The sequence below is a fragment of the Lujinxingia litoralis genome (assembly GCF_003260125.1).
GTDB lineage: Bacteria > Myxococcota_A > Bradymonadia > Bradymonadales > Bradymonadaceae > Lujinxingia > Lujinxingia litoralis.
In genome coordinates this window covers 157,899-178,795 of record NZ_QHKO01000001.1, presented here as the reverse complement: position 1 = coordinate 178,795, position 20,897 = coordinate 157,899, and the positions used below count along the sequence as shown (strand labels likewise).

Genomic DNA, 20,897 nt, shown 5'->3' with positions numbered 1-20,897 from the left:
GTCAGACCTCGAAGAAAAGGAGTGACGAGCCAATAAAGGTTTAGCGTCCGGTTAGTGCGGCGGCCGGAGAGATGTGGCCGGCGCGGCGCGCGGGGATCAGCGCGCCAAGCCAGCAAAAGATCAGAGCGGTACCGAATCCCAGGGCGGGCATCCAGAGGCGCCAGCCAAAGAGCGAGTCGGGTTTGAAGGGAAAATCGCCGACCAGGTGAGCAAATGCAAGGTCGATGCCCAGGGTGGCCAGCCATCCCATGGCGAGGCCGGCCAGGGCGGCGAGGAGCGCCACGATGGTGGCCTCGCCCAGGACGAGCAGGTGAATGGTGCGGCGAGTGGCGCCGAGGGCGCGCATCAGGCCGAACTCGGCGCGACGCTTGAGTACCATCATGGAGAAGGTGTGGGTGATGTTGAGCGCGGAGATGCCCAGGATGATCAGCGCGATGAGGTTAAAGAGCAGGGTGATGAGGAGGATCAGAAGGCCAACGCGTTCGGCTTGCTGGTGTCTGGAGGAGAGTTTGAGGCCGAGTTCGTCGGTGAGTCGAGCGGTCAGGGAGGGGACCTGATCGTTGGCGGCGGCTTCGACGAGAAGGGAGTGGTAGATGCCGGCGACGTCGTCTCCGGAGTAGTGGGCGTTTAGGCGCTGGACGATGCTCAGGGGCAGGGTGGCCCCCATGGGCATGGCGCGCTCGGAGAAGCCGACGAGGCGGGCGCGTTCGAGTTGTCGCTCGGATTGTCCGGCGCGGCCCAGGAAGCTCTGGCCTAAGACGAGTTCGAACTCCAGTCCGACCAGGAGGTCTTCGGAGAGGTGGGGGAGCTGGCCGCCGATGCCCTGCGAGCCCTTGAGAGCGGTGCGCAGGCTGGCGTTGTAGAGCTCGATGAGATTGGGGTGTGCGAGCACGGGGATGGGCCAGGCGCAGTGGTGTTGTTGCGGGTGGCAGTAGGCCTGGGCGCCGCAGATTTGCGCGAGGTCGTCGTCGGGGCGGCACGCCAGGGGCTGGCAGGTGTTCTGGGCGCAGCTCAGGCCGGTGGCGCAGTCGGCGTCGGCGGTGCATGGCGAGGGGGCAGCGTGGTCGGTGAACCCCAGGGGATCTTTGAGGTCTTCGTCGACGAGGTTTTCGGGGATGCCATCGGCGATGAATTCGATGGTGAGATCGCTGCCGAGGAGGGACTTTCCGCCGCGGGCGCTGGCCGGGAAGGTGATTTTTTGCTTGGGGAAGACGGCAGCGACCTCGTCGAGGTCGCGGACGCGCTGCACCATGCGCTCGTTGAGGCCGCCGCCGGAGCCGAAGAGGCCCCCCAGGGAGGGGGCGTCGGCGGTCGGGTCGATGACTTCGAGTTGGCCGATGACAAAGACGCGCTCCAGAATCTGGGTGCGTACTCCCTGGCCCAGAGCGGTGAAGAAGACGAGGGTGGCGATGCCGACGGCCACACCCAGGCCGGAGAGTGCGAAGTGGAGTCGGTTCTGGCGCAGGCTCTGGGCGACAAGGGCGCGGAAGCGCGTGGGGGAGAAGGAGGAGTTCATGCGGAGACCTCGCGGTGCGGGGTCTGCAGGGCGTCTTCGATGACGCGGCCCTGATCGATGACGATGCGTCGTCGGGCGCGTGCGGCGACGTGACGCTCGTGGGTGACCAGGATGACGGTCATGTTGCGGGTGCGATTGAGCGACTCGAAGATGTCGAGGATTTGCAGGCCGGTGGCGTGATCGAGGCTGCCGGTGGGTTCGTCGCAGAGGAGGATGTCGGGGTTCTGAAAGAGTGCCCGGGCGATGGCCACGCGTTGCTTTTGTCCGCCGGAGAGCAGGGGGGGGCGGGTGTGGGCCAGGGCTTCGAGCCCGACGTGGGCGAGGAGTTGTGCGGCTCTGGCCAGGGCCGGGGCGCCGGCAAACTCCCCGCCGAAGAAGGCGGGGAGGGCGACGTTTTCCAGCGCGCTGAGGTGATCGAGGAGGTTGAAGTGCTGGAAGACGTAGCCCAGATGCCTCTGCCGAGCCCGGGCAAGTTCGGGCTCGGAGAGGCCATGCAAGGGGGGGGCGTCGTCGCCGAGGAACACTGCGCCCTGGTAGGAGGTATCGAGCCCACCGAGGGCATTGAGCAGCGTGGTTTTGCCGCTGCCGCTCTTTCCTACGATGGCGACGAATTCGCCGGGCTCGATGGTCAGGGAGACGTGGTCGAGGGCGACGACCTCGCGGTCGCCGCTTGTGAAGCGGCGCGAGAGGTCTTCGACGCGGAGTCTCATGGGGCCTCGGTGGGAGCGTCGGCCTGGGCGGAGGGCTCGGGCAGGGGAGCGACGAAGTCCAGGGAGAAGGTGGCGAAGAGGCCGTGGTCTTCGACGGAGACTTCGAGGAGGAGCTCCTGGAGGGGGTCGAGCCTGGCGATCACGTTTCCGATCATGGGCATAGCGCCAAAGTTATCGCGGAGGCGCTCGAAGTTGAAGTAGAGGCCGTTGAGGTTGTCTGCGGAGGCGAAGCGCGCGCCCAGGTCGAGGCCTTCGACGTCTTTGAGAGCGGGTTCGTCGCGTTTGCCGGAGAGGTACTCATAGACGGCGTCTTCGCCCATGCCGGCGGCGGCCAGGGTGAGGGTGTCGCCGCGCTGGAAGAGCCTGGCCGGGACCATGTCGAGGTTGGCCGGCGCCAGGACGCGGGCGTCTTCGACCGGCGAGGCTTTGTAGTTGACCGGGCGGAGTTCGGCGTGGCCGGTGGCCATTTGTGCCAGGCGGTCGAGGAGGCTCTCCATTTTGCGTTGATCGCTGAAGCCGGCCGAGATCATCAGGCCGCTGGCCGAGAGAACGCGCATGCCCTGTTGGAAGGCGTTGCCCTGGCCGAGCGCGCCCATGAGCTGGCGGGTGCCGATGCCGTAGAACGCGATCAGGGAGTGGCCGGACAAGGCGTTGATGATGTCTTCTTCGACGTTGACGTCGACGTTGCGGCCCCATTCGACGAGGTTTCGGCGGAGGGCGCGTTGATTCTCTTCGGGGAGCCCGTTGATGAAGGTCTGGTAGAGGCCGGCGAGATCGAAGCTGGTGCGGACGCCGAGCATGGTGTTTTTGGTGAGCATGTTGGCCCAGTCGGCTTTGTAGTCGCTGAGGTAGGCCTCACGGGCTTGTTTGGTGAGTTCGGGGTCTCCGCTGGCGAAGGATTTGAGCTGGATGCGGGTGGGCAGGACGTCGATGGCGAGTCCGGTGCCGTTGGCGTTGCCTTTGGAGAAGAGGGCGACCTGTTCGAGAGCCTTCTGGTAGGGCGGGGCGTCCGCGGAGGGGGATTGCTCGAGGCGGGCCAGGTAGCGGTTGGGCTCGACGTAGAGGCTTAAGGGGGAGTCTTTGGCGAGGTTATCTCGGAAGGCGATGAAACCGGTGGTGCTGGCGAGGGAGGTTTCTTTGGTGGTGGTGTCGATCTGGCTGGAGATGGCCAGGGCGGTACCATTTTCGAGGGCTTCGACGGCGTCGAACGCCGGCAGGGTTACAAAGGCGATGTTGCCTTTGTATTGCCAGGCGAGTTCCATGCCACCGGATTGGCCGCTGATTTTGAGGGTGGTGTCACCGATTTTTTCGTTGCGTACGGGCTCTTCGATTTCGAAGGTCTGTCGGAGACGTTCGATGAAGGTGCCTTCGAAGGCCTGGCGGTCGGCGACGTAGGTGACGATGACGGGTCGGTTGACGACCATGGCGATCATCAGGGCGCCGTCGGGGGTGATGCCGGCGCGTTTCCAGCTTTCGGCGTCGTTAAGTTTGAGGCCCCATTCGCGCTGGACCTGAGTTTCGAGCATGCGCGCGGCGGGGGAGAAGGTTTCGGTGCGGCGCATCAGCAGGTCGAGGGCCTGACGGCTTTTATCGAGCTGAGGAGCGATGAAGGCGGCCTCGGTGGTGGCCGGCAGGTGTTCTGCGAGCTGGGTGATGCGGGCCTGAGCCGAGGGGGGAATGGCGTCTTTGCTTTTGCATCCGTCGCAGGCCGGCGCGAAGGCCAGCGCGAGGAGTGCGAGGAGGAAGAGGAAGTATCGCTTCATAAGATTCTCCAGGAGGAGGCGAAGGGCGTGGTGCACGTGGTGGTGTCGGGCTTCCCGCAGTGGGCAGACCGGGCTGCCGCGGGGGCCGGGCGCAGGGTATCGTAGCGATGGCCAGATAAGAGGACAATCCGGGTAGCGTCAAGGGAGGTGCGGTACCGGGGAGCGCGGGACACCTGGACAGTGTGAGGCGTGACAAAAAAAGAGGCCGCGAGCGAGCTCGCGACCTCCAGGCTGGGTGGGTGCCCGGGGGCACCCAAGGGCCAGGTTACTTCAGTCCGATTTCGCGCAGACGCTCAAAGAGAAACTCTTCGGCGGTGATGGGGGCGCTGGCCGGCTCTTCGCCTTCTTCAAGGCAGGTGTCGAGGACTTCGAGCACGTAGTCCGGATGCGGGTGCACGAAGAAGGGCATGGAGTAGCGGCTGGTGGCGTCGCCTTCGGGGTTGACCACGCGGTGGGTGGTCGAGGGGAGCTTGTTGTTGGTAATGCGCGCGAGCATGTCCCCGGAGTCGACGATCATCTGGCCCTTGATGGCGTGGATGGGGCGCCAGGTGCCGTCGCGCTCCAGAAGCTCCAGACCTGACTGGGTGGCTTCGGGGAGCAGGGTAATGAGGTTGATGTCTTCGTGCTCGGCGGCGCGCATGGTTCCGGGCTCATCGAAGCCATCGCAGACCGGGTAGTGAATCACGCGGATGATGGAGTTGCCATCTTTGATCATGTCGGGCAGGAAGCTCTCCTGTTGGCCCAGGTAGATCGAGATGGCTTTGAGCATGGTCTGAGCGGAGTTCTCCATGGCCTGGTAGAGTTCCTGCGCTTTTTCGCGGAGGGCAGGCACCTCTTCGGGCCAGACGTTTTTCTGGATGCGCTCGGCCATGGGGTGATCGGCGGGGAGGTCACGGCCCAGGTGCCAGAACTCTTTGAGGTCAGCCTTTTCGTTGTTCTTGGCGTGTTCGACGCCGAAAGAGGTGTAGCCGCGCTGGCGACCGGTCTCGGGGGACTCGTAGCGACGCTTGGTGGCTTCTTCCAGGGCGAAGAACTTCTCGAAGAGGTCGTAATTTTCGTAGAGGAGGTCGGTGTCGACGCCGTGGCCTTCGACGGCCACAAAGCCCAGCTCTTTGAGGGCGTCACCGATTTTTTGGACGAAGGCCTGACGCGAGGCTTCGTCGCCGTGGGTGTAATCGCGCAGGTCAACGACGGGGATGGTCTGTTCCTTAGCCATGACTGCTACTCCGTAGGTTTGGCGCAGGGCCTGAGGGCTGTTGCCGCGAGGAAGCGGCGGTGGGGTGCTGGGCAGGAACACTTATCAGATGAGGCGACAAACGCAAGGGGTGAGGGGCGGCGTGCGGTGGGGAGTTCGTGGGTAAATTGTCGCAGTCGTTGAGCGGTCCTGGGGGGAGGTGTGGTGCGAGTTCTGGGAGGGGAGCGAGCGGGGGGAGGAAGGCCCAGGGGTGTGGTGTGGGGGGAAGAGGGCTCGGGCGAGGCGCCCGCAGGGGGCTCAGCGAGCGTGGGATCCGATGAGGAAGGCCTGTGTGCGCCGGGTCTCCCCGTACTCGCGGTCGTAGGATTCCACCAGAAGCTCGCCGTGGACCATGGCGCGGTCGAAGTCGAGGATGAGGAGGAGTGACTCCAGGGCGTGGCCGTCCGGGATGCGTGGTCGCCAGTCGCCGTCGAGATCGCGCTCGTCAAAGCGTGCCACGACGCGCAGGGGATCGTCGGGGTAGGTGGGGATGATCTCGGCGGTGGCCAGGAGGCGTTCGTCCAGGCGAGCGTGGGTCGACTGAAGGCGCAGACGCAGGGGAGCTTCGAGGAGGTCATCACAGCGGGCGCGTCCGTCGATGGGGAAGCGCTGGGTTTCGAGGACAGGCTCGTCGCGGCGAGTGAGGGTGATGTCGAAGGTTAAGGGGAGGTCGCGGTCGAGGTCGTAGCCGGGGACTTCGTAGTCGTCGAGGTGAGGGTCGACGTAGTCGCGGGGGCGCTCTCCGTAGCGGTCGCGATCGTCCCAGCGCATCGAGGAGGTGCGCTCGTCGCAGAGATCGCCCGGGGCACCGCAGGAGGCGGTGGTGAGGGAGGTGAGGAGGGCGGCAGCGGTCAAGATTCGTTGTGGGTGACGCATCGGTGTCTCCAGAGAGCAGGCGGCCCGGTTTGCAGGGGGCGTTGCGGGGAGTGTCTGCCCGAGGACAGGCGAAGAAGGGGAGGCGCGACTCGAATTTAGCGTAGGCCAGGTGAAGTCGGAGGGCGACGGCTGGAGTGTTACGCCTTGTTCCGGAGTGAGGGGAAGCGTCGGTGGTGGCGAGGCGGTGCCGGAAGGCGGAGGCGATGCGGATATATGGGCTGATGCGCACGGGGAGAGGCGAAGGTGTTTGGTGAGTTCGCCATCATCCGTACCTTTGGGGGCATGGGAGTAAGAGAGGTTCTCACACCATCGGAGTCTGACCATGACCATCACCGGAATGTCCAACCTCGATCGCGCCGTCAACACGCTCAACATCTGGCTGAGCGATCTGGAGGCTCGCCTGGGCTGGGATGAGCGCCCACGCACCTATCGCGCGCTGGAGGCGACGCTATGCACGCTGCGCGATCACCTGACCCCGGAGCAGGGGGCCCACCTGAGCGCGCAGCTGCCCTTGATTGTGCGCGGCGCGTACTATCGGGGGTGGAGCCCGGCGAATACGCCGGTGAAAGATCGCAACCTGGATGCCTTTCTCGACCACGTGCGCCAGGGACTGGAAGAAGGGCCGGGGAAGGAGAAGGTGGACCCGCTGCGCGTGACGCGCGCGGTGTTTGGGTTGCTCAACGAGCGGATCTCAAGCGGAGAGGTCGCCCGGGTGCGCGGAGAGCTGCATAGCTCGATCGACGCGATCTGGCCGGAGCGCGGCGAGCAGGGCGGGGAGTACTTTCACTGAAGGTCTGAGGCGCAGTGAAGGGAGCGGGCCCTGAGCCGGACTCACCGGCGCTTCAAAGGCGCCGGTGGGGCAGGTGCCGGGCCGGCTCCTCGCGCCGGGGGAGTTCAGTCGTGGAAGCGGCCCACGATGATGAACTGGCGCTCCAACTTTAGGTCGTAGAGCTCGGCCTGAAAGCCGCCGGCTTCTAACTCGGCGATGATTTGCTCAGGGCTGAGGCGGTGCTCGGGGGGCGGTCCCATGGGGCTATCGGCGCTGATGTCCACGATCCAGAGCGAGCCGCCCGGGCGCAGGCGCGACTTGAGGTGCGCGGCGTAGGCTTCGCGCTCGGGGATGTGGTGCCAGGTGTTGACCGTGAGGATGCGGTCGACCTGCGCCTCTTCGAGGCCCGAGGCGTTGGGGGTGGCCTGGATGGTCTTGATGTTGTCCCAGCCCCGGGTGCGGGCCTGTTCCTGGATGTAGCCAAGCATCGCTTCTTCGGTGTCGACGGCGAAGACGTGGCCCTCGGGGCCGACCTGCGCGCTGAGGTGGGGGATAAAGTATCCGGTGCCCGCGCCGATGTCGGCCACACTCATGCCGGTGGTGATGCTCATGGCTTCGACCACGGCGGTAGGGCGTTGCCAGCTATCGCGCTCCGGGCTGTTCCAGCGCTCGACGTAGTCCTCGGGCGACTCGAAGCGGTGGTTGTGGTGGCCGTGCTTGTGAGTGTGGGGAGTGGCGTGATGCTGGTGGTCGTGATGGTCGTGGTGACTCATGGCGTTCTCGTCGTCGGTGTCGTCTTCGGCGTGGTGTGGCGGGGAGGCGTTGAGGGGTTGGGTGGCCCGGGCGTCGTCGGGGGTAGGGCTGTCGGCTTTCTCGATGGCGGAGGAACCCGAGCAGGCCAGGGTGCAGGCCAAAAGGAGAGGGCTCAGCGTGTGAAGGGCAGGTTTCATCAGGGGCTCCGGGGGAAAGTTTGGGGGAGTCAGGCCGTGTACGCAACGCGTTGAGGGTACTCGAATCGTAGGGTTCTCGCTCGTTACGTTTGGGAAGGGCGATGGATGGATGGGGGGCCGGGCGAGAGGAAGGATGGTGGTGAGGGGGAGAGGGCGGTGCAGACCCTGCGTGGCGGTCGGTCGGCGGTGCATGTTTTGCGTGGCGGAGGGAGGGTGAAGGAGCTCCGAGAACCCGGATGTGTGGGGCGCGGGGACTGCGTTGCGGGGTGGCGTGTGGTGTGCGGTGTGGCGAATGGTCGCAGTCTGCGGGAGGAGGGGCGAATCCGAGGCGTTGAGGAACAATCCTTGCGTGTGCAGGTGACTTTGTTGCGCAATGCTTGGGGCTCCGGCCAGGGGCTCGTAAGGATGCACCGGAGGTATGGATGGTCATGATCGATATGCTCGGCCCGAACGAAGCGCCGACGCGTGAGGGAGGGAGCGCGCTGTGGGCCACGGGGTTTCGTCCTTTCTTTCTCGTGGCGGGGCTCTACGCGGCGTTGATGGTGCCGTGGTGGGCGCTGGTGTACGCGCGGGATCTGGAGGTGGCCAGTGCGTTTAGCCGCTTGAGCTGGCATGGCCATGAGATGGTCTTTGGCTTTGCGATGGCGGTGATCGCCGGCTTTTTGCTCACGGCCGTGCAGAACTGGACCCGCATGGTGAGCGCGCGGGGGCCGGCGTTGATGGGGCTGGTGGGCGTGTGGTTGGCAGGACGGCTGGCGATGAGCGGGCTGTGGGAGCCGGGCGTCGTGGGAGCCGTGCTGGACCTGCTCTTTGTGCCCGCGCTGGCCCTGGTGCTGGCGCGTCCGCTGTGGAAGTCCCGGAACCGGCGCAACATGAAGTTCGTTGTGGTTCTGGGGGGGCTTTTTGTGTTGAACCTGCTGATGCACCTGGCGGCGCTGGGGCTTATTGGCACCGGGGAGCGCGTCTGGTTGATGGCGGCGCTGGATCTGGTGGTGGTGATGATGCTGGTGGTGGGGGGACGCGTGATCCCGATGTTTACGCGCAATGCCACCGGGGCGCAGGTGGTGAAACGGGAGTGGATCGAGAAGGTGGTGGTGGTTTTTGTGGGGCTGAGCATGGTCACTCAGCTGGCGCTCCTGCTGGTGGCGAGTGGTGGCTGGATGCGCGCTCTGGCCGGGGGCAGCGCGGCGGTGGCGGGCGTGGCGGTGCTCGCCAGGATGTGCGGATGGGCGACGGGGGCCACGCGCAAGGAGCCGCTCTTATGGGTGCTCCACGCCGGGCACGCCTGGATCGGGATTGGATTCTTGCTGCGGGCGGCGGCGTTGCAGTGGCCGGGGGTGTCGTCGGCGATGGCCACGCATGCGATCACGGTGGGGGCGGTGGGAATGCTGACGCTGGGGATGATGGCGCGTGTTGCTCTCGGGCATACGGGGCGCCCGCTCAAGACCTGGCCGGCGGTGGGGTGGGCGTTTGGGCTGGTCGGGCTGGCGGCGCTCTTGCGCACCTTTGCGCCGATGCTGCTGCCTGTGATGCTCCCGGGCGTGTGGCCGGGGTACTACACGGGCTTTGTGGCAGTGGCGGCAGGTCTGTGGGGCGTGGCCTTTGCGGTGTACTCGGTCGTGTACCTGCCGGTGCTGGTCGGGTCGCGGGTCGATGGTCGTCCGGGTTAACGCCGCGCCGGGGAAGCTCGCGGCCGGGGGGCCGTGGCGCCGGTTATGCGGTGGCGTAGATCAGGCGGGCGTGTGGTGCGGGCAGGAGAGGTACTTGTGGAGGGTGAAGGGTGCCGACACTGAGTCGCGTTTTTATCAAATTCGGGCTGGTCTACTTTGTAGGGGCCATGTGCGCCGGGTTGGGGATGGCCGGGTCCGGTGGGGTGTGGTCGGCGGTCCTCTGGCCGACCTACGTGCACCTCTTTGTGGTCGGATGGATCACGCAGTGCATTGTGGGTGTGGCGCTGTGGCTCTTTCCCAGGTGGAGTAAAGCGCAGCCCCGGGGGCCTGTCTGGTTGGGGTGGGTGAGTCTGGTGGGGTTGAACGTGGGATTGGTGCTGCGCGTGGTGGCCGAGCCGGCGAAGTATGCGTTGGGGAGTTCGGGGAGCGTGTGGGGCTGGCTGTTGGTGGCCTCGGCGCTCTTGCAGTGGGGGGGCAGCCTGGCCTTTGTGGCGCTGATCTGGCCGCGGATCAAAGATCCAAAAGGCGCGCGGGCGCGGCGCCGTTCCGATGGTGCGGTCGGTGATGTGGCGAGGCGCCGATGCCCGGACTGACGAGGGTTGCCTTACGCCTGGCCTGCGTGCACCTGGTGGTCGGCGTGAGCGCAGGGGCCCTGCTTCTTGCGCATAAGGGAGTGCCCTTTTTGCCGGTGGCCGGGATGGGCATGGTGGAGCTCTTGCGCGTGCACCATCACGCGCTGCTCTATGGCTGGACGGTGCAGCTTGTGATGGGGGTCGCGTACTGGGTTCTGCCGACCTTCGGAGCGCGTCACGAGCGGGGCAGCACGTGGCCGATGGTCGTGGCGCTGGGGGCGTTGAACCCGGGCGTGATTCTGGGAACGATGGGGCAGGCGGCCAGCGCTTGGATGCTTCAGGTTGCGGCCGCGCTGTGCTTTGGCGTGATTGCCTGGCCCCGGGTCAAGGCGTTTGGCAGGCGATAGTCTGAAGGGGTGTGCCCGGGAAGCGCTCAGACGTGAAATTGCTTTTCGCGGAAGATCGCCGTGGCGACGGCGGTGGCCAACGTCGTGAAGATGGCGGCGACCAGCAGGCCGAACCACCATTCGAAGTTCAGAGGCTCGTCGAGGATCAGCCGGTCGAGCCAGCCGGCGCGATCGGCGCCCTGAAGCCCGGCGATGGTGCGGACGTGGAATTTGATGCTCACCAGCTCCAGTACCGGGATGGCCGCGATGACCATTTCGACGATGACGTAGTAGACGATCCCCAGCAAAAGACTGGAGGAGAAGATCGCCGCCAGCATGGCGAAGACCGCGGTGTAGGTGAGTACGCCCACCGCCGAGGCTCCGAGCATCTTGCCCAGCGTGGGGAGTTCTCCGAGCAGCTCACCGGAGCTGAAGGCGCAGATGCCAAAGAGGAGGATGATGGGGAGCGAGGTGACGAGGAGCGCGCTCAGCATCGCGCTCTTGAGCTTGGCCAGGTAGATGAGCGCGCGGGGCAGCGGGCGCAGAGTGAGGTAGGTGATGGTGCGGCCTTCGATCTCGTCGACGATGGCGGGCCCGCCAAAGTAGAGGGCCGCCAGCGGCACCAGAAAAGGCAGGTAGACCGACTCCATGCTGTTGCGAAACATGGTCATGCCGTCGAGCTGGCCAAAGGCCACGTAGGCCAGGGCCACCAGGACCGGGAGCAGCTGTACGGCCAGGAGCACCAGGGTCTTTCGGGCGCGGAGTTGGCGGCCGAAATCAAGTGAGAAGAGGCGCAGCGCCTGGGGGATGACGCCCAGATTTCGGGCCGGCAGAGAGGTCGAGGTCATGATGAGCTCGCGTCAGGAGACGAGGTAGCGGAAGACCGCTGAGAGATCATTATCTGAGGAGGTCAGCGCGTGCAGCGCCAGGCCGTGCTCCACCGAGAGTTTGGCGATGCGGCTGTAAGCCTGATCGGGATCGGAGGTGCTCACGAAGAAGCCGCGTTCGGTGAACTTGAGCTCCAGGGTGTCGGCATAGACGCTGAGCAGGCTGGCCAGCCGGCGCGGCTCGTCGCATTCCACGTAGATGCGATGGGGGTGCTCATCGATCATCTCGCGGATGCGGTAGATGTTGCCGTCGGCGAGTACACGGCCCCGGTTGATGAGCACGATGTCGGAGGTCATTGCCTCGACTTCGTGGAGGATGTGGCTGGAGACGAGCACGGTGTGCCCCTCATCGCCCAGGCGTTGAATCAGGTCGATGATGGTGCGGCGTCCAATGGGGTCGGTGCCGGTGAGGGGCTCGTCAAAAAAGAGGACTTTAGGGCGGTGGGCCAGGGCCTGGGCAATTTTAATGCGCTGGCGCATGCCCTTGGAGTACTCGCGGATACGGCGATGGGCCTGGTCGGTGAGGCTGACGGTGGCGATGGCCTCTTCGGCCAGCGCGGCGGCGTCGCTGCGAGAAAAGCCCTGCAGACGGGTGAGGTGGGTGACAAAGTCACGGCCGCTCATGTCTTCGTAGAACGCGTCTTGTTCGGGGACAAAGCCCAGCTGGGCAAAGGCCTTCGGGTTGTTCCAGACGCGAGCGCCGGCGATGGTGGCCATCCCGGTGGTCGGGCGCAGTTGGCCGGTGAGGCATTTGAGCAGGGTGGACTTTCCGGCGCCGTTGGGGCCGAGGAGGCCGACGACGCCCTGTCCGATATCGATGGAGATGTCGTTGACGCCGATGACTTTGCCGTACCAATAGGAGAGACGGCGCGCGGCGATGACCACCTCGCCAGTGCCGACGCGGGTGATCTCGCTTTTGGCGAGCTCAGCTGTGGCTTGAGGTTTGGAAGTAGGAGCGGGGCTCGACATCAGCGCCTCGTCGTGCAGAAAGAAGTCAGAAGTGGAGCTTTCATGCGATGCCCTCCAGGCGGTTGACCCGGCGCAGGAGGGAGGCGATGCCCGCCGCGCCCAGCCCGAGCATGACGGCGAAGGGGGCCCACAGGGGGACGGTGTCCGGGAACTCGGGGCCGCCTTCGAGCAGCGCCTGGCCGATGAGCGTGAGGTTACCGGTGAGGCTGAAGAGCGCGGCCGCCGGGTGCCCGCCGGTCACCGAGCCAAAGATCGCGTGGAGAATCAGCGGCACAATGATGGCACCCAGCCACCCCAGGACTGCGTAGCCGGTGCGAGAGGTCAGACTGCTGATTCCGACGACCATGGCGCTCATCACCGCGACCAGTCCCACGGCCATCACAAGTCCCAGCGCGTGCAACGCGGCGACCTCGCCAAGGAAGTCGGTGGAGGCGAAGAAAGCCACTCTCAAGGCGCTTAAGAGGAGCGCGGGGACCACCGTGGTGATGGCGCCGAGCATAAAGAGGCAGAGGAATTTACCCAGCGCGTAGTCCGCGCGGGTGATGGGCTTGGAGAAGTAGAGCTGTACGGTGCGATGGCGAAGATCGTCGCTGATGATGCCGCACCCATTGGCCGTGAAGACCAGCGCCAGGGCGAAGACCTGAAACTGCAAGAAAAGCACGATCGGTCCGCGCCCGGGCGCCTCGGCTGTGGTGAGCTGCTCAAGCTGCGAGCGCATGGCGTACTCCCCGATGACCAGGACGCCAAAGATCAGCGGGATGAGCCAGCTCCCGAGGAGCGTGAGTTTGGTACGCCAGAAGCGCCAGTAGGTGCGCAGCGAGGTCCAGGCGATGGTCCACCAGGCGTAGCGCTCGACGATGGGGCCTTCGTAGCGGGTGTAGTGCTGATCGCGAATCGACATAGGGTGTTCCGGGTGGGGAAGGCGCTTCAGGCGTCGGGCCGAGCGTCGGCGTGGGCGCGTTGCTCGTCGAGCAGGGCCAGAAAGGCTGTCTCCAGGGTCAGTCGCTGGGGGAGGAAGTGGCGAAGCTGAACGTCGTGCTCGACGGCCAGGCGGACCACATCCTCGGGGCTCTGGCCGGAGCTCAAGCGCACCTTGAGATGCATGCCCGAGGGTTGCACATCAAATCCGGCGTCTTTGAGATGGCGAGCGAAGGCGTCGTTGGCGTCGCGGGTGCCGACTTCGATCAGGGGATCGTCGTTTTTCTGGAGCTCGGCCAGCGAGCCCGAGTGCACCAGCTGGCCCTGGTTGAGCATGACCACGCTGTCGCAGATCTTTTCGACGTCGGGCAAAAGGTGCGTGGAGAGGACGATGTGCACGTCGCGATCGCGTACGTCGGCGATGAGCTCAAGCATCTCGTCGCGGCCTGCGGGGTCGAGCCCGTTGGTGGGTTCGTCTAAGAAGAGCAGGCGCGGGCCATGGACGAGGGCCTGGGCCAACTTGGCGCGCTGCTTCATGCCGGTCGAGAAGCCACCCAGGGGGCGGTAGCGGGCCTCGCCGAGGCCCACGTAGTAGAGGACTTCGTGGGCGCGGCGAAAGGCCTCGCTTTTGGGCATGCCGCAGAGCTGTCCGTTGAAGCTGACGTAGTCGACGGCGGTCATGTAGGGCAGGTAGCAGTCGTTCTCGGGCATGTAGCCGACGGCCCGGCGGATCGCCCGGGCGTCGTGGGGCAGGCTCATGCCCAATACCCGGGCGCTGCCGCCGTTGATGGGGATGAGTCCGAGCAGCGCCTTAATCAGCGTGGATTTTCCGGCGCCGTTGGGGCCGAGCAGACCCACGGCGCGGGCGTCGAGCTCAAAGCTGATGCCCTTGAGCGCGGCGTAGCCGGCGTAATCTTTTTGGACGTTATCGAGTCGAAAGAGCACGGTCAGGGCCCCCGGAGCTTGCCGGCATGCGCGGGCCGGAAACCTGAAGGAGGTCGTCCGGGCCGCGCGCCGGCGCAAAGGAGAGTGGGCGTCAGCGGAAGAGCAAGAATCCGATGATGGCGATGAGCACCACGAAGACCACCGCGGCGATGCCGATCACCGCGGTGAGGATGGTGCGCGAGGAGTCGGCGCCGGCCTGGGGGCGGGCGGGCTGCGGGAGTGCCGCGGCGGCGGCGCCGCCGCCGGCCTCGGCGGTTTGAAATACCGGGGCGTTGGTCGCCAGCGTGGGGGAGCTTTCGAAGGAGGACATCGCGTCGGGCGAAGCGGCGCCGGGGGCTTCCTGGCTCAGATCGATCGCACGATACATGCCGGTGAGTTCCATGCCCGGGACGTAGGCCGCTCGCCCGCTGAGGCCGCGCTCGCGGATGATCTCTTGCTCGCGGGCGAGCAGCGCTTCGAACATGGCCATCGCGTCTTCGAAGCGTTCGCCGGGATCTTTGGAGAGCGCACGCATGATGATGCGCTCCATGGTCGGGGCCACCGGCACCGGGCTGACGCTGGAGGGCGAGGGCACCTCACTGAAGACGTGCGCGGTCAGAATCTGCACGGGGGTGGCGCCCTGGAAGGGCACCGTGCCGGTGATCAACTCGTAGAGCATCACGCCCAGGCTGTAGATGTCGGTGCGGTGATCCAGCTCCAACGCCTGAGCCTGTTCTGGCGAGAGGTATTCGGGGGTGCCATAAACAATGCCGGCCTGGGTGAGCTTTTGTTGCTCGGGCTTGCCGTCGGCTTCGTTGAGTTTGGCGATGCCAAAGTCGAGGATTTTGACGAAGTTCGACTCCCCACGAAAGTTGGTCAGCAAGACGTTGTCGGGCTTTAAGTCGCGGTGGATGATCCCCAGGTCGTGGGCTTCGGAGAGCCCGCTGCAAAGCTGCTTCATCAGCTTGATAGCCTGGATCTCTTCCAGCGGCTGAGCGTCCATGCGTTCGCGCAGGCTCTGACCCTCGACATACTCCATGGCCAGGTAGAGAAGTCCACCCTCGGTGCGTCCGAAGATAAAGACGCGGATGATGTTGGGGTGGGTGAGCATGGAGACAACGCGGGCTTCCCGGTGGAAGCGCTGGATGAGCTCATCGCTCTCAGCGGCGTGCTCGTGGAGCACCTTCACCGCGATCTTCTGGTCGATGGAGTCTTGCTGCGCTAAATAGACCGCGCCCATCCCCCCTTCACCGAGTTTTTTCGTGATGGTGTATTCCCCAAAGAGGCGCTGGCCGACCAGGTTGTTTAAGTCGGGCGGCGGCATCGTGCTGCGGCGCGGCGGCGCATCGACCGCGCTCTGGGAGCGGGCGGATGGCTGTCCGGCGGCGGGGGAGGGGTTGTCGACGCGGTGGACGAGAGCTTTCCCGTCGTCGGGGCAAAACAACGTGTTGTCTGGGAAACGACGGTTGCATTTAGGGCAGATCCGCATCGGCTACTCCGGGGCCTCACCGCTGGATGGGAGCGGTGATGGCGTCGTGAACGTTGGCGCGCCCGGCTTATATCACAGCGATTCACTCCACAACAACGGCGCGCGCTGGCGCCGGCAATCTCGGGAGCGACGATGAGTTCGCCCAACGCACAAGAGCGCGCCCAGCTGCGCGAAGCCATCGATCAGGAGGCGCGCCGGCTGGGGTTTTCGGCCTGCGCGGTGATTCCGGCGGAGCGCTTGCCCTCGGCACGAAGCTATCAGGAGTGGCTGCGTGAGGGGCGCCACGGCTCGATGGATTATATGGAGAAGTATCAGCCGCTGCGTGTGGACCCGCGGGTGCTGGAGGAGGGCACAACCTCGGTGGTGGTGCTGCTGACGAATTACCACCAGGGCAGCGATCGTTTTGAGGGGGGATTGCGCGTGGCGCGTTATGCGCATGGCGACGACTACCACGACTTTTTGTGGGATCGGATGCGGGAGCTCGCCGCGTTCATTCACGCGGAGACCGGGGTGGAGGTGGCGACCCGGCCAGCGGTCGACTCGGCGCCGCTTCTGGAGCGCGATCTGGCGCGGATGGCCGGGTTAGGGTGGGTTGGGAAAAATGCGCTCCTGATCCGGCAGGGGTTGGGCAGCTTTACGATCATCTCGGAGATCTTGGTGGCGATGGATCTGGGGGAGCGCGCCCGGTCGGCCGCTGATCGCTGTGGCAGGTGCACGCGTTGCCTGGATGCATGCCCGACCGGGGCGATCGTGTCGCCGCATATCATTGATGCGCGACGCTGCATTTCTTATCTCACCATTGAGCTGCGGGGGCCGATTCCCCGTCGGCTGCGGCCGCTGATCGGTGACCATGTCTTTGGTTGCGATATCTGCCAGACGGTCTGCCCCTGGAACCGACGAGCGCCGATGAGTGAGGACCCCGGTTTCTCGCCCCGGGAGGCCTATCGAACGCTGAGCCCGATGGAGTTGTTGGGCTTTGATCACGCGCGCTACGTCGAGGTCTTCAGGCGTTCGCCGATGAAGCGTGCCAAGCTCGCCGGACTCAAGCGCAATGCCGCGGTGGTGGTGGGGAACTCGGGAGAGCGCCGGCATGTGGCGCAGCTTGGCAGCTACATGGCAGCTGAGGAGTCCGCGCTGGTGCGAAGCCATATCGCCTGGGCGCTGGGGCGGCTGGGCGGAGAGCTGGCGATTGAGGCGCTGCGGGAGGCGCGTGTCCGGGAGTCGGAGCCGGCGGTGCTCGAAGAGATCGAGCACGCGTTGCAGATGACTTCTCGGGGTTGAAAGGGGCCGCCGATAAACTCCGGCCTTGCCCTGGTTGGCATGAAGGGCCTACGTTTCGTGACACATCCCCGATGAGTCGTCATTTGCGTGTGCGGAGCCAGCGAAGAGCGCCGCCGTGTTGAGAGGTTCATGAGCCTCAGCGCCCGGTAAGTCACGCGATGCAGGGGTGCACGCGATCGCACGGCGATCGATGAGCAGGTATTTCACGCGATGCCACACGTGTCGGGAATGTTCGAGGAGAGGTTCGCTGCTTATGTTGAGACGCTATTTATAGCGAATGAACTGCGCATTGGGGATCAATGCCCGCGGACCACGCGGGAAACGAGTGGTCCCGGCATGCGAACAAGATCTGGAGGAAATGGTTGGGACGTGATAGTGCCACCGGCATGGTTGAGGCAGTCCACCCGAGAGGGAGCATGAGCGAACCAGGTATCATGAGAATTGAGCGTCCGGAGGAGCAACGCGTCCCGGTGATCGTCGACGTGCCACACGCAGGGGAGTGGATCCCTGCCGATGTGCACGAGGAGATGGTGATTGGCGAGAAGGTGCTGCGCCGAGATCTGGACCTGTATGTGGATCAAATCTGGGCGAAGACCACCGATATGGGGGCGACGCTGGTCGCTTCTAACGTGTCACGCTACGTGGTGGATCTGAACCGCGCTGAGGATGACATCTCGCCGGAGACGGTGGATGGCGGCAAACGCATCCTGCGACCGGGATACTATCAGGATCGGGGCGTGGTCTGGCGTACCACCACGGCGCGTACGCCGGTGATGGCCGGTCCGATGAGTAAGGCGGCGTTTAAGAAGCGCCTCAACACCTATTATCATCCCTACCATCAGGCGTTGACCGCCGAGATTGAGCGGGTGAAGAGCCAGTTTGGTTATTGCATCTTGCTCGACGGGCACTCAATGCCTTCGATGGGGCGCAAAGGGCATGATGACCCGGGTCGCAAGCGGGCGGAGATCGTGCCCGGCGATGTGGAGGGTCAGGCCTGTGACACGACCTTGCGGTGGCTGGTGGAAGAGCACTTCCGGGAGCAGGGCTTCAGCGTACGCTCCAATGAGCCCTATAAGGGCGGGTGGATCACGCGTCATTACGGGCAGCCTCAGCAGGGGGTGCACGCTATTCAGATCGAGATCCGTCGGGATCTTTACATGGATGAACGCAGCTTCCGGATCAGACGCGAGGGGCTGGAGCGGTTGGCCGAGGCGTGTGTGGCGTTGATTCCACGCTGTGGCGAGCTTGATGAAGAGGCGCTCAAGCCCTCGAAGCGGCCGCGTTTTTAAGTGAGATACGAGGGGGCGGGGTGTAGGAGAAAGCGGCTGAGCGCGGGGTTTGCGCTCAGCCAGCGGCGCTGGCCCAGCCCAGCGCAAAGAGTCCGTAGTAGAGACAGACTCGGGGGACACGCACCAGCGTGGCGGTGAAGAAGGGCTTGAAGGGCATGCGGTAGATGCCCGCCAGCCAACAAATGATGGAGAAGGGCATCGGCGTGACCGCGGCGATGCCTACCGCCCAGGCGCCCCACCGTTTGAAGAGGGCTTCGCCGCGGGGACGAAAAATCTCCAGGCGACGCGCCAGGAAGGGGATGCGAGCGACCTGCGGTCCGACCAGGTAGGCGAGGGCGCCGCCCATCAGGCTGGCCAGGCTGGTGGCGATCAGGACCGGAATCACCGACGCGCCGGAGGCCACGCCGGCAAAGAGGTAGGTGGACGCCGGGATCGGAAAGCTGATGGCATCGGCGGCCAGCACCCCCAGAAAGATGCCGGGAGCACCGAGTAACTGGACGAATTGTGTGGCCAGATCGGTGATCGGGTCGCGCAGCCAGTAGCCCAGGAGCGCGGTCAGGGCGAACATCACCACCATGATTGCGACACTCTGCCAGGCCAGGCGGCGCATGAACTTATCGTCGGCAATGTCGGGGGCGTCGCTCACGGGAGGCTCGCACTCAGGAGAAAGATTCATGAGGCCATTGTGCCTGCAATCCCGGCCGAGGCAAAGATAAGGCATGGTGCAGGCGCAAAAGGCTGTGATGATCGGTATAACGTTCAGGACGCGGTGGGCCTTCCCGGCGGGCAGAAAGGCACCTCACGCTGGACCTGTGAGGCGCGCAGGTTCGCGACCAACGCTCGGGTGGAGGCGCAATCGGGGGCGAGTTCCAGCACGCGTCGGGCCAGATCGAAGGCGTGTGCCAGATCGTTGGATTCGCGAGCTTCATCAAGGCGTTCGCGAAGGGCCTCCAGAGTGGTCTGGCAGGTCCAATTATCAATGATCTCGGCGCGGTAGCACGCACGTTGAGCGGGGATCGCGAGCACGTCGTGCGCGTGGTCCAGTCTGTGGAGTACGCGTTCTTTGAGTGGCTCTTCGTCGGGAGGAAGTGAGGCCGCGAGTACCTGTTCGCGCAGGCGCAGGTATGCACGTTGGACAAGCTGCGTGTAGGCGGACCAGTGCAGGTCGAGGTAGGCGAAATGATCGTCGGCGTCGGCGCGTGCGGCCATCCTCAGGACGGCATGGCGATGAAGGGCGTCATGACCGAAGATGTCGTTGCCGGAGAGCGCGTGGCGGGTGTCGGGCGTTGAGTACCGGAGAAGGTCGAAGTCGGCCAGGGTGAGCAACGTCGCGGCGATGAGTTCGGGCGGGTCGCCCGATTCCAGGAGCTGCGCCAGCGGCTGAGGCCTCTCGGAGAGTGCGCGCACCACCGGAGTGGCCTGGGGCGTGGCGCCGAGTTGTCGCCGTTGGAGGCCCGGGCGCTCCTGCAGGCTGAAGGGCCCGGGGCCCAGGGCCCGGGCGCTGTGTTTCAGGTCTTCCGGTGCCCGAGACAGTGTCTTTTTGAAGGTTCGGGCAAAGAGGTGGGTGCCTAACTCCACCCGAGTGGAGGGATCCAGGGCGGGGGCCTCGGGCAGGGGGTGAAAGCTCGCCAGCCCTCGTTCCCACTGGGTACCGGTGGGATCGAGGGCGTAGAGGATGCGCGCGCGGCGAGTCAGCGCCAGGCGCCGTGGCGAGAGGAGGTTTAGCTCCAGGAGGGCAGCTTCCAGGGGGATGTTTTGTTCGCTGGCGAGCCGGGTTGCCCGGGCAAGCTGGGGAGCATCGAGTTGACCGCCACGGAGCAGGAGCGTGGAGAGCGCGATCGACTCGGGGTGGGGAGCCTGCCAGACCTCCCAGACGGCGCGCTCGGCGACTAAAAAGGTCGTGGTGCGTCGGGGCTGGGTTACACGGAGGTAGCCGGCCCGCGGATCTTCGAGATGCTCGCGGAGGAGGTTGCAGAAGGAGCGCTGCTCCAGCTGCACCTGGTAGGTCGGGGCGATGGTCTCCAGGTCGTTCTCAGGTGGGGGCGGCGGGGCGGGCAGGGAGGTGCGCTCGGAGCGGGTGGTGGCACCCAGCGCCCGACGAAGCTCTTCGCCGCGCAGACGGGTGGCCAGGCCGGGGCGCTCCACCTCCAGGAGGAGCGCCTGGGCTTCGATGCGACTGCGGCGGACGCGCAGGGTCAGGGAGCCCCGCTCACAGGGGGCGAAGAGGCGGACGCGCTCGGGGGGGGCGCTGGGGGTGGGCAGCGCGCGTACCCGGAAGCGGCTCTCGGTGAGCACTGCGCGCCAGATGCGCTCAAAGCCGGCCAGCTCTACCACGCGCACCTCCAGGGTGCCCGGGAGCGACACGGACCACTGTGCCTCGGGCAGGGTGGCCGGTGGGCCCTGGGTCAGGTTCACGCGCAGATCGCCTCCCAGACGACTGAGTTCGGCAGCAATGGTGCCCTCGGGGAGGTGCGCGGAAAACTCCGCGATCACTTCCAGAAGCCTGGCGCTGAGCGCCTGACGCACTTCTCTTCCCTGGTGGCTCATGTGTTTCCCCCTCACCTTTTCACACCCCGGGCGCCCCCCTGGCAAAACCGCAAACCCGACGGACTAAACCTAAGACGCCAACGCCCCCCGGCTAGCCCCCACCGCCTTTGCAATCCCTTCGGCAGCGTGCACAATATCGCCTCAGAT

19 protein-coding genes are annotated in these 20,897 nt (G+C 65.3%); 6 read left to right on the top strand and 13 right to left on the bottom strand.

The window, feature by feature from the left end; translation table 11 throughout:
- Nucleotides 1–40: 40 nt before the first annotated feature.
- From DL240_RS00755 to DL240_RS00735, 5 genes are all read right to left on the bottom strand, one after another.
- The gene (locus tag DL240_RS00755) at nt 41–1,516 is read right to left on the bottom strand and encodes an ABC transporter permease (protein ID WP_111727944.1); all 1,476 of its coding nucleotides are present in this window, start codon (nt 1,514–1,516) and stop codon (nt 41–43) included.
- A complete protein-coding gene (locus tag DL240_RS00750; protein WP_111727943.1) occupies nt 1,513–2,226 on the bottom strand; it encodes an ABC transporter ATP-binding protein in 714 nt (237 codons plus the stop codon). The genes DL240_RS00755 and DL240_RS00750 overlap by 4 nt, the downstream gene beginning before the upstream one ends.
- Nucleotides 2,223–3,989, bottom strand: coding sequence for a hypothetical protein (locus tag DL240_RS00745; RefSeq protein WP_111727942.1), 1,767 nt, complete (start codon nt 3,987–3,989; stop codon nt 2,223–2,225). Before DL240_RS00745 ends, DL240_RS00750 begins: the two co-directional genes overlap by 4 nt.
- A gap of 265 nt (nt 3,990–4,254) precedes the next feature.
- The gene (locus DL240_RS00740; protein ID WP_111727941.1) at nt 4,255–5,205 is read right to left on the bottom strand and encodes an isopenicillin N synthase family dioxygenase; all 951 of its coding nucleotides are present in this window, start codon (nt 5,203–5,205) and stop codon (nt 4,255–4,257) included.
- 276 nt (nt 5,206–5,481) lie between these two features.
- Nucleotides 5,482–6,099 carry a hypothetical protein gene (locus DL240_RS00735; protein WP_111727940.1) on the bottom strand — a complete coding sequence of 206 codons (618 nt, stop codon included), beginning with the start codon at nt 6,097–6,099 and terminating at the stop codon, nt 5,482–5,484.
- Between the two features lie 322 nt (nt 6,100–6,421).
- Here DL240_RS00735 and DL240_RS00730 point away from each other — a divergent pair, with 322 nt between their 5' ends.
- The gene (locus DL240_RS00730) at nt 6,422–6,889 is read left to right on the top strand and encodes a DUF2267 domain-containing protein (RefSeq protein WP_111727939.1); all 468 of its coding nucleotides are present in this window, start codon (nt 6,422–6,424) and stop codon (nt 6,887–6,889) included.
- Nucleotides 6,890–6,993: 104 nt separating this feature from the next.
- Here DL240_RS00730 and DL240_RS00725 read toward each other — a convergent pair whose 3' ends face one another.
- Entirely contained in the window at nt 6,994–7,818 is an 825-nt protein-coding gene (locus tag DL240_RS00725; RefSeq protein WP_111727938.1) for a class I SAM-dependent methyltransferase, read from the bottom strand.
- A 422-nt stretch (nt 7,819–8,240) separates the two neighbouring features.
- On the opposite strand from DL240_RS00725, the gene DL240_RS00720 reads away from it, so the two are divergent.
- From DL240_RS00720 to DL240_RS00710, 3 genes are all read left to right on the top strand, one after another.
- Nucleotides 8,241–9,488 (top strand): NnrS family protein, encoded by a 1,248-nt coding sequence (locus DL240_RS00720; RefSeq protein ID WP_111727937.1) that lies wholly within the window; start codon nt 8,241–8,243, stop codon nt 9,486–9,488.
- A gap of 110 nt (nt 9,489–9,598) precedes the next feature.
- Entirely contained in the window at nt 9,599–10,081 is a 483-nt protein-coding gene (locus DL240_RS00715) for a hypothetical protein (protein WP_199589688.1), read from the top strand.
- The gene (locus DL240_RS00710) at nt 10,069–10,467 is read left to right on the top strand and encodes a hypothetical protein (RefSeq protein WP_111727936.1); all 399 of its coding nucleotides are present in this window, start codon (nt 10,069–10,071) and stop codon (nt 10,465–10,467) included. The genes DL240_RS00715 and DL240_RS00710 overlap by 13 nt, the downstream gene beginning before the upstream one ends.
- Nucleotides 10,468–10,493: 26 nt before the next feature.
- On the opposite strand, the gene DL240_RS00705 is transcribed toward DL240_RS00710, so the two are convergent.
- From DL240_RS00705 to DL240_RS00685, 5 genes are all read right to left on the bottom strand, one after another.
- Nucleotides 10,494–11,294 (bottom strand): ABC transporter permease, encoded by an 801-nt coding sequence (locus tag DL240_RS00705; protein ID WP_111727935.1) that lies wholly within the window; start codon nt 11,292–11,294, stop codon nt 10,494–10,496.
- A 12-nt stretch (nt 11,295–11,306) separates the two neighbouring features.
- Nucleotides 11,307–12,302, bottom strand: a complete 996-nt coding sequence (locus DL240_RS00700; RefSeq protein ID WP_111727934.1) for an ABC transporter ATP-binding protein — start codon at nt 12,300–12,302, stop codon at nt 11,307–11,309.
- A 40-nt stretch (nt 12,303–12,342) separates the two neighbouring features.
- Nucleotides 12,343–13,203 carry an ABC transporter permease gene (locus tag DL240_RS00695; protein WP_111727933.1) on the bottom strand — a complete coding sequence of 287 codons (861 nt, stop codon included), beginning with the start codon at nt 13,201–13,203 and terminating at the stop codon, nt 12,343–12,345.
- A gap of 26 nt (nt 13,204–13,229) precedes the next feature.
- Nucleotides 13,230–14,165 carry an ABC transporter ATP-binding protein gene (locus tag DL240_RS00690; protein ID WP_158542261.1) on the bottom strand — a complete coding sequence of 312 codons (936 nt, stop codon included), beginning with the start codon at nt 14,163–14,165 and terminating at the stop codon, nt 13,230–13,232.
- A 91-nt stretch (nt 14,166–14,256) separates the two neighbouring features.
- Nucleotides 14,257–15,633 (bottom strand): serine/threonine protein kinase, encoded by a 1,377-nt coding sequence (locus DL240_RS00685; protein WP_111727931.1) that lies wholly within the window; start codon nt 15,631–15,633, stop codon nt 14,257–14,259.
- Between the two features lie 132 nt (nt 15,634–15,765).
- Between DL240_RS00685 and queG the strand changes: the two genes are divergently transcribed.
- Nucleotides 15,766–16,914, top strand: a complete 1,149-nt coding sequence (gene queG / locus DL240_RS00680; RefSeq protein ID WP_111727930.1) for a tRNA epoxyqueuosine(34) reductase QueG — start codon at nt 15,766–15,768, stop codon at nt 16,912–16,914.
- A 416-nt stretch (nt 16,915–17,330) separates the two neighbouring features.
- Nucleotides 17,331–18,203, top strand: a complete 873-nt coding sequence (locus DL240_RS00675) for an N-formylglutamate amidohydrolase (RefSeq protein ID WP_158542260.1) — start codon at nt 17,331–17,333, stop codon at nt 18,201–18,203.
- Between the two features lie 55 nt (nt 18,204–18,258).
- Here DL240_RS00675 and DL240_RS00670 read toward each other — a convergent pair whose 3' ends face one another.
- Nucleotides 18,259–18,849, bottom strand: coding sequence for a YqaA family protein (locus DL240_RS00670; protein WP_158542259.1), 591 nt, complete (start codon nt 18,847–18,849; stop codon nt 18,259–18,261).
- A 113-nt stretch (nt 18,850–18,962) separates the two neighbouring features.
- Nucleotides 18,963–20,750 (bottom strand): hypothetical protein, encoded by a 1,788-nt coding sequence (locus tag DL240_RS00665; protein WP_111727927.1) that lies wholly within the window; start codon nt 20,748–20,750, stop codon nt 18,963–18,965.
- Nucleotides 20,751–20,897: the final 147 nt, after the last annotated feature.

Coding starts and splice junctions, on each gene's coding strand:
- DL240_RS00755 (WP_111727944.1), bottom strand. CDS start 1,516: ATGAACTCCTCCTTCTCCCCCACGCGCTTCCGCGCCCTTGTCGCCCAG.
- DL240_RS00750 (WP_111727943.1), bottom strand. CDS start 2,226: ATGAGACTCCGCGTCGAAGACCTCTCGCGCCGCTTCACAAGCGGCGAC.
- DL240_RS00745 (WP_111727942.1), bottom strand. CDS start 3,989: ATGAAGCGATACTTCCTCTTCCTCCTCGCACTCCTCGCGCTGGCCTTC.
- DL240_RS00740 (WP_111727941.1), bottom strand. CDS start 5,205: ATGGCTAAGGAACAGACCATCCCCGTCGTTGACCTGCGCGATTACACC.
- DL240_RS00735 (WP_111727940.1), bottom strand. CDS start 6,099: ATGCGTCACCCACAACGAATCTTGACCGCTGCCGCCCTCCTCACCTCC.
- DL240_RS00730 (WP_111727939.1), top strand. CDS start 6,422: ATGACCATCACCGGAATGTCCAACCTCGATCGCGCCGTCAACACGCTC.
- DL240_RS00725 (WP_111727938.1), bottom strand. CDS start 7,818: ATGAAACCTGCCCTTCACACGCTGAGCCCTCTCCTTTTGGCCTGCACC.
- DL240_RS00720 (WP_111727937.1), top strand. CDS start 8,241: ATGGTCATGATCGATATGCTCGGCCCGAACGAAGCGCCGACGCGTGAG.
- DL240_RS00710 (WP_111727936.1), top strand. CDS start 10,069: ATGCCCGGACTGACGAGGGTTGCCTTACGCCTGGCCTGCGTGCACCTG.
- DL240_RS00705 (WP_111727935.1), bottom strand. CDS start 11,294: ATGACCTCGACCTCTCTGCCGGCCCGAAATCTGGGCGTCATCCCCCAG.
- DL240_RS00700 (WP_111727934.1), bottom strand. CDS start 12,302: ATGTCGAGCCCCGCTCCTACTTCCAAACCTCAAGCCACAGCTGAGCTC.
- DL240_RS00695 (WP_111727933.1), bottom strand. CDS start 13,203: ATGTCGATTCGCGATCAGCACTACACCCGCTACGAAGGCCCCATCGTC.
- DL240_RS00685 (WP_111727931.1), bottom strand. CDS start 15,633: ATGCGGATCTGCCCTAAATGCAACCGTCGTTTCCCAGACAACACGTTG.
- queG (WP_111727930.1), top strand. CDS start 15,766: ATGAGTTCGCCCAACGCACAAGAGCGCGCCCAGCTGCGCGAAGCCATC.
- DL240_RS00675 (WP_158542260.1), top strand. CDS start 17,331: ATGAGCGAACCAGGTATCATGAGAATTGAGCGTCCGGAGGAGCAACGC.
- DL240_RS00665 (WP_111727927.1), bottom strand. CDS start 20,750: ATGAGCCACCAGGGAAGAGAAGTGCGTCAGGCGCTCAGCGCCAGGCTT.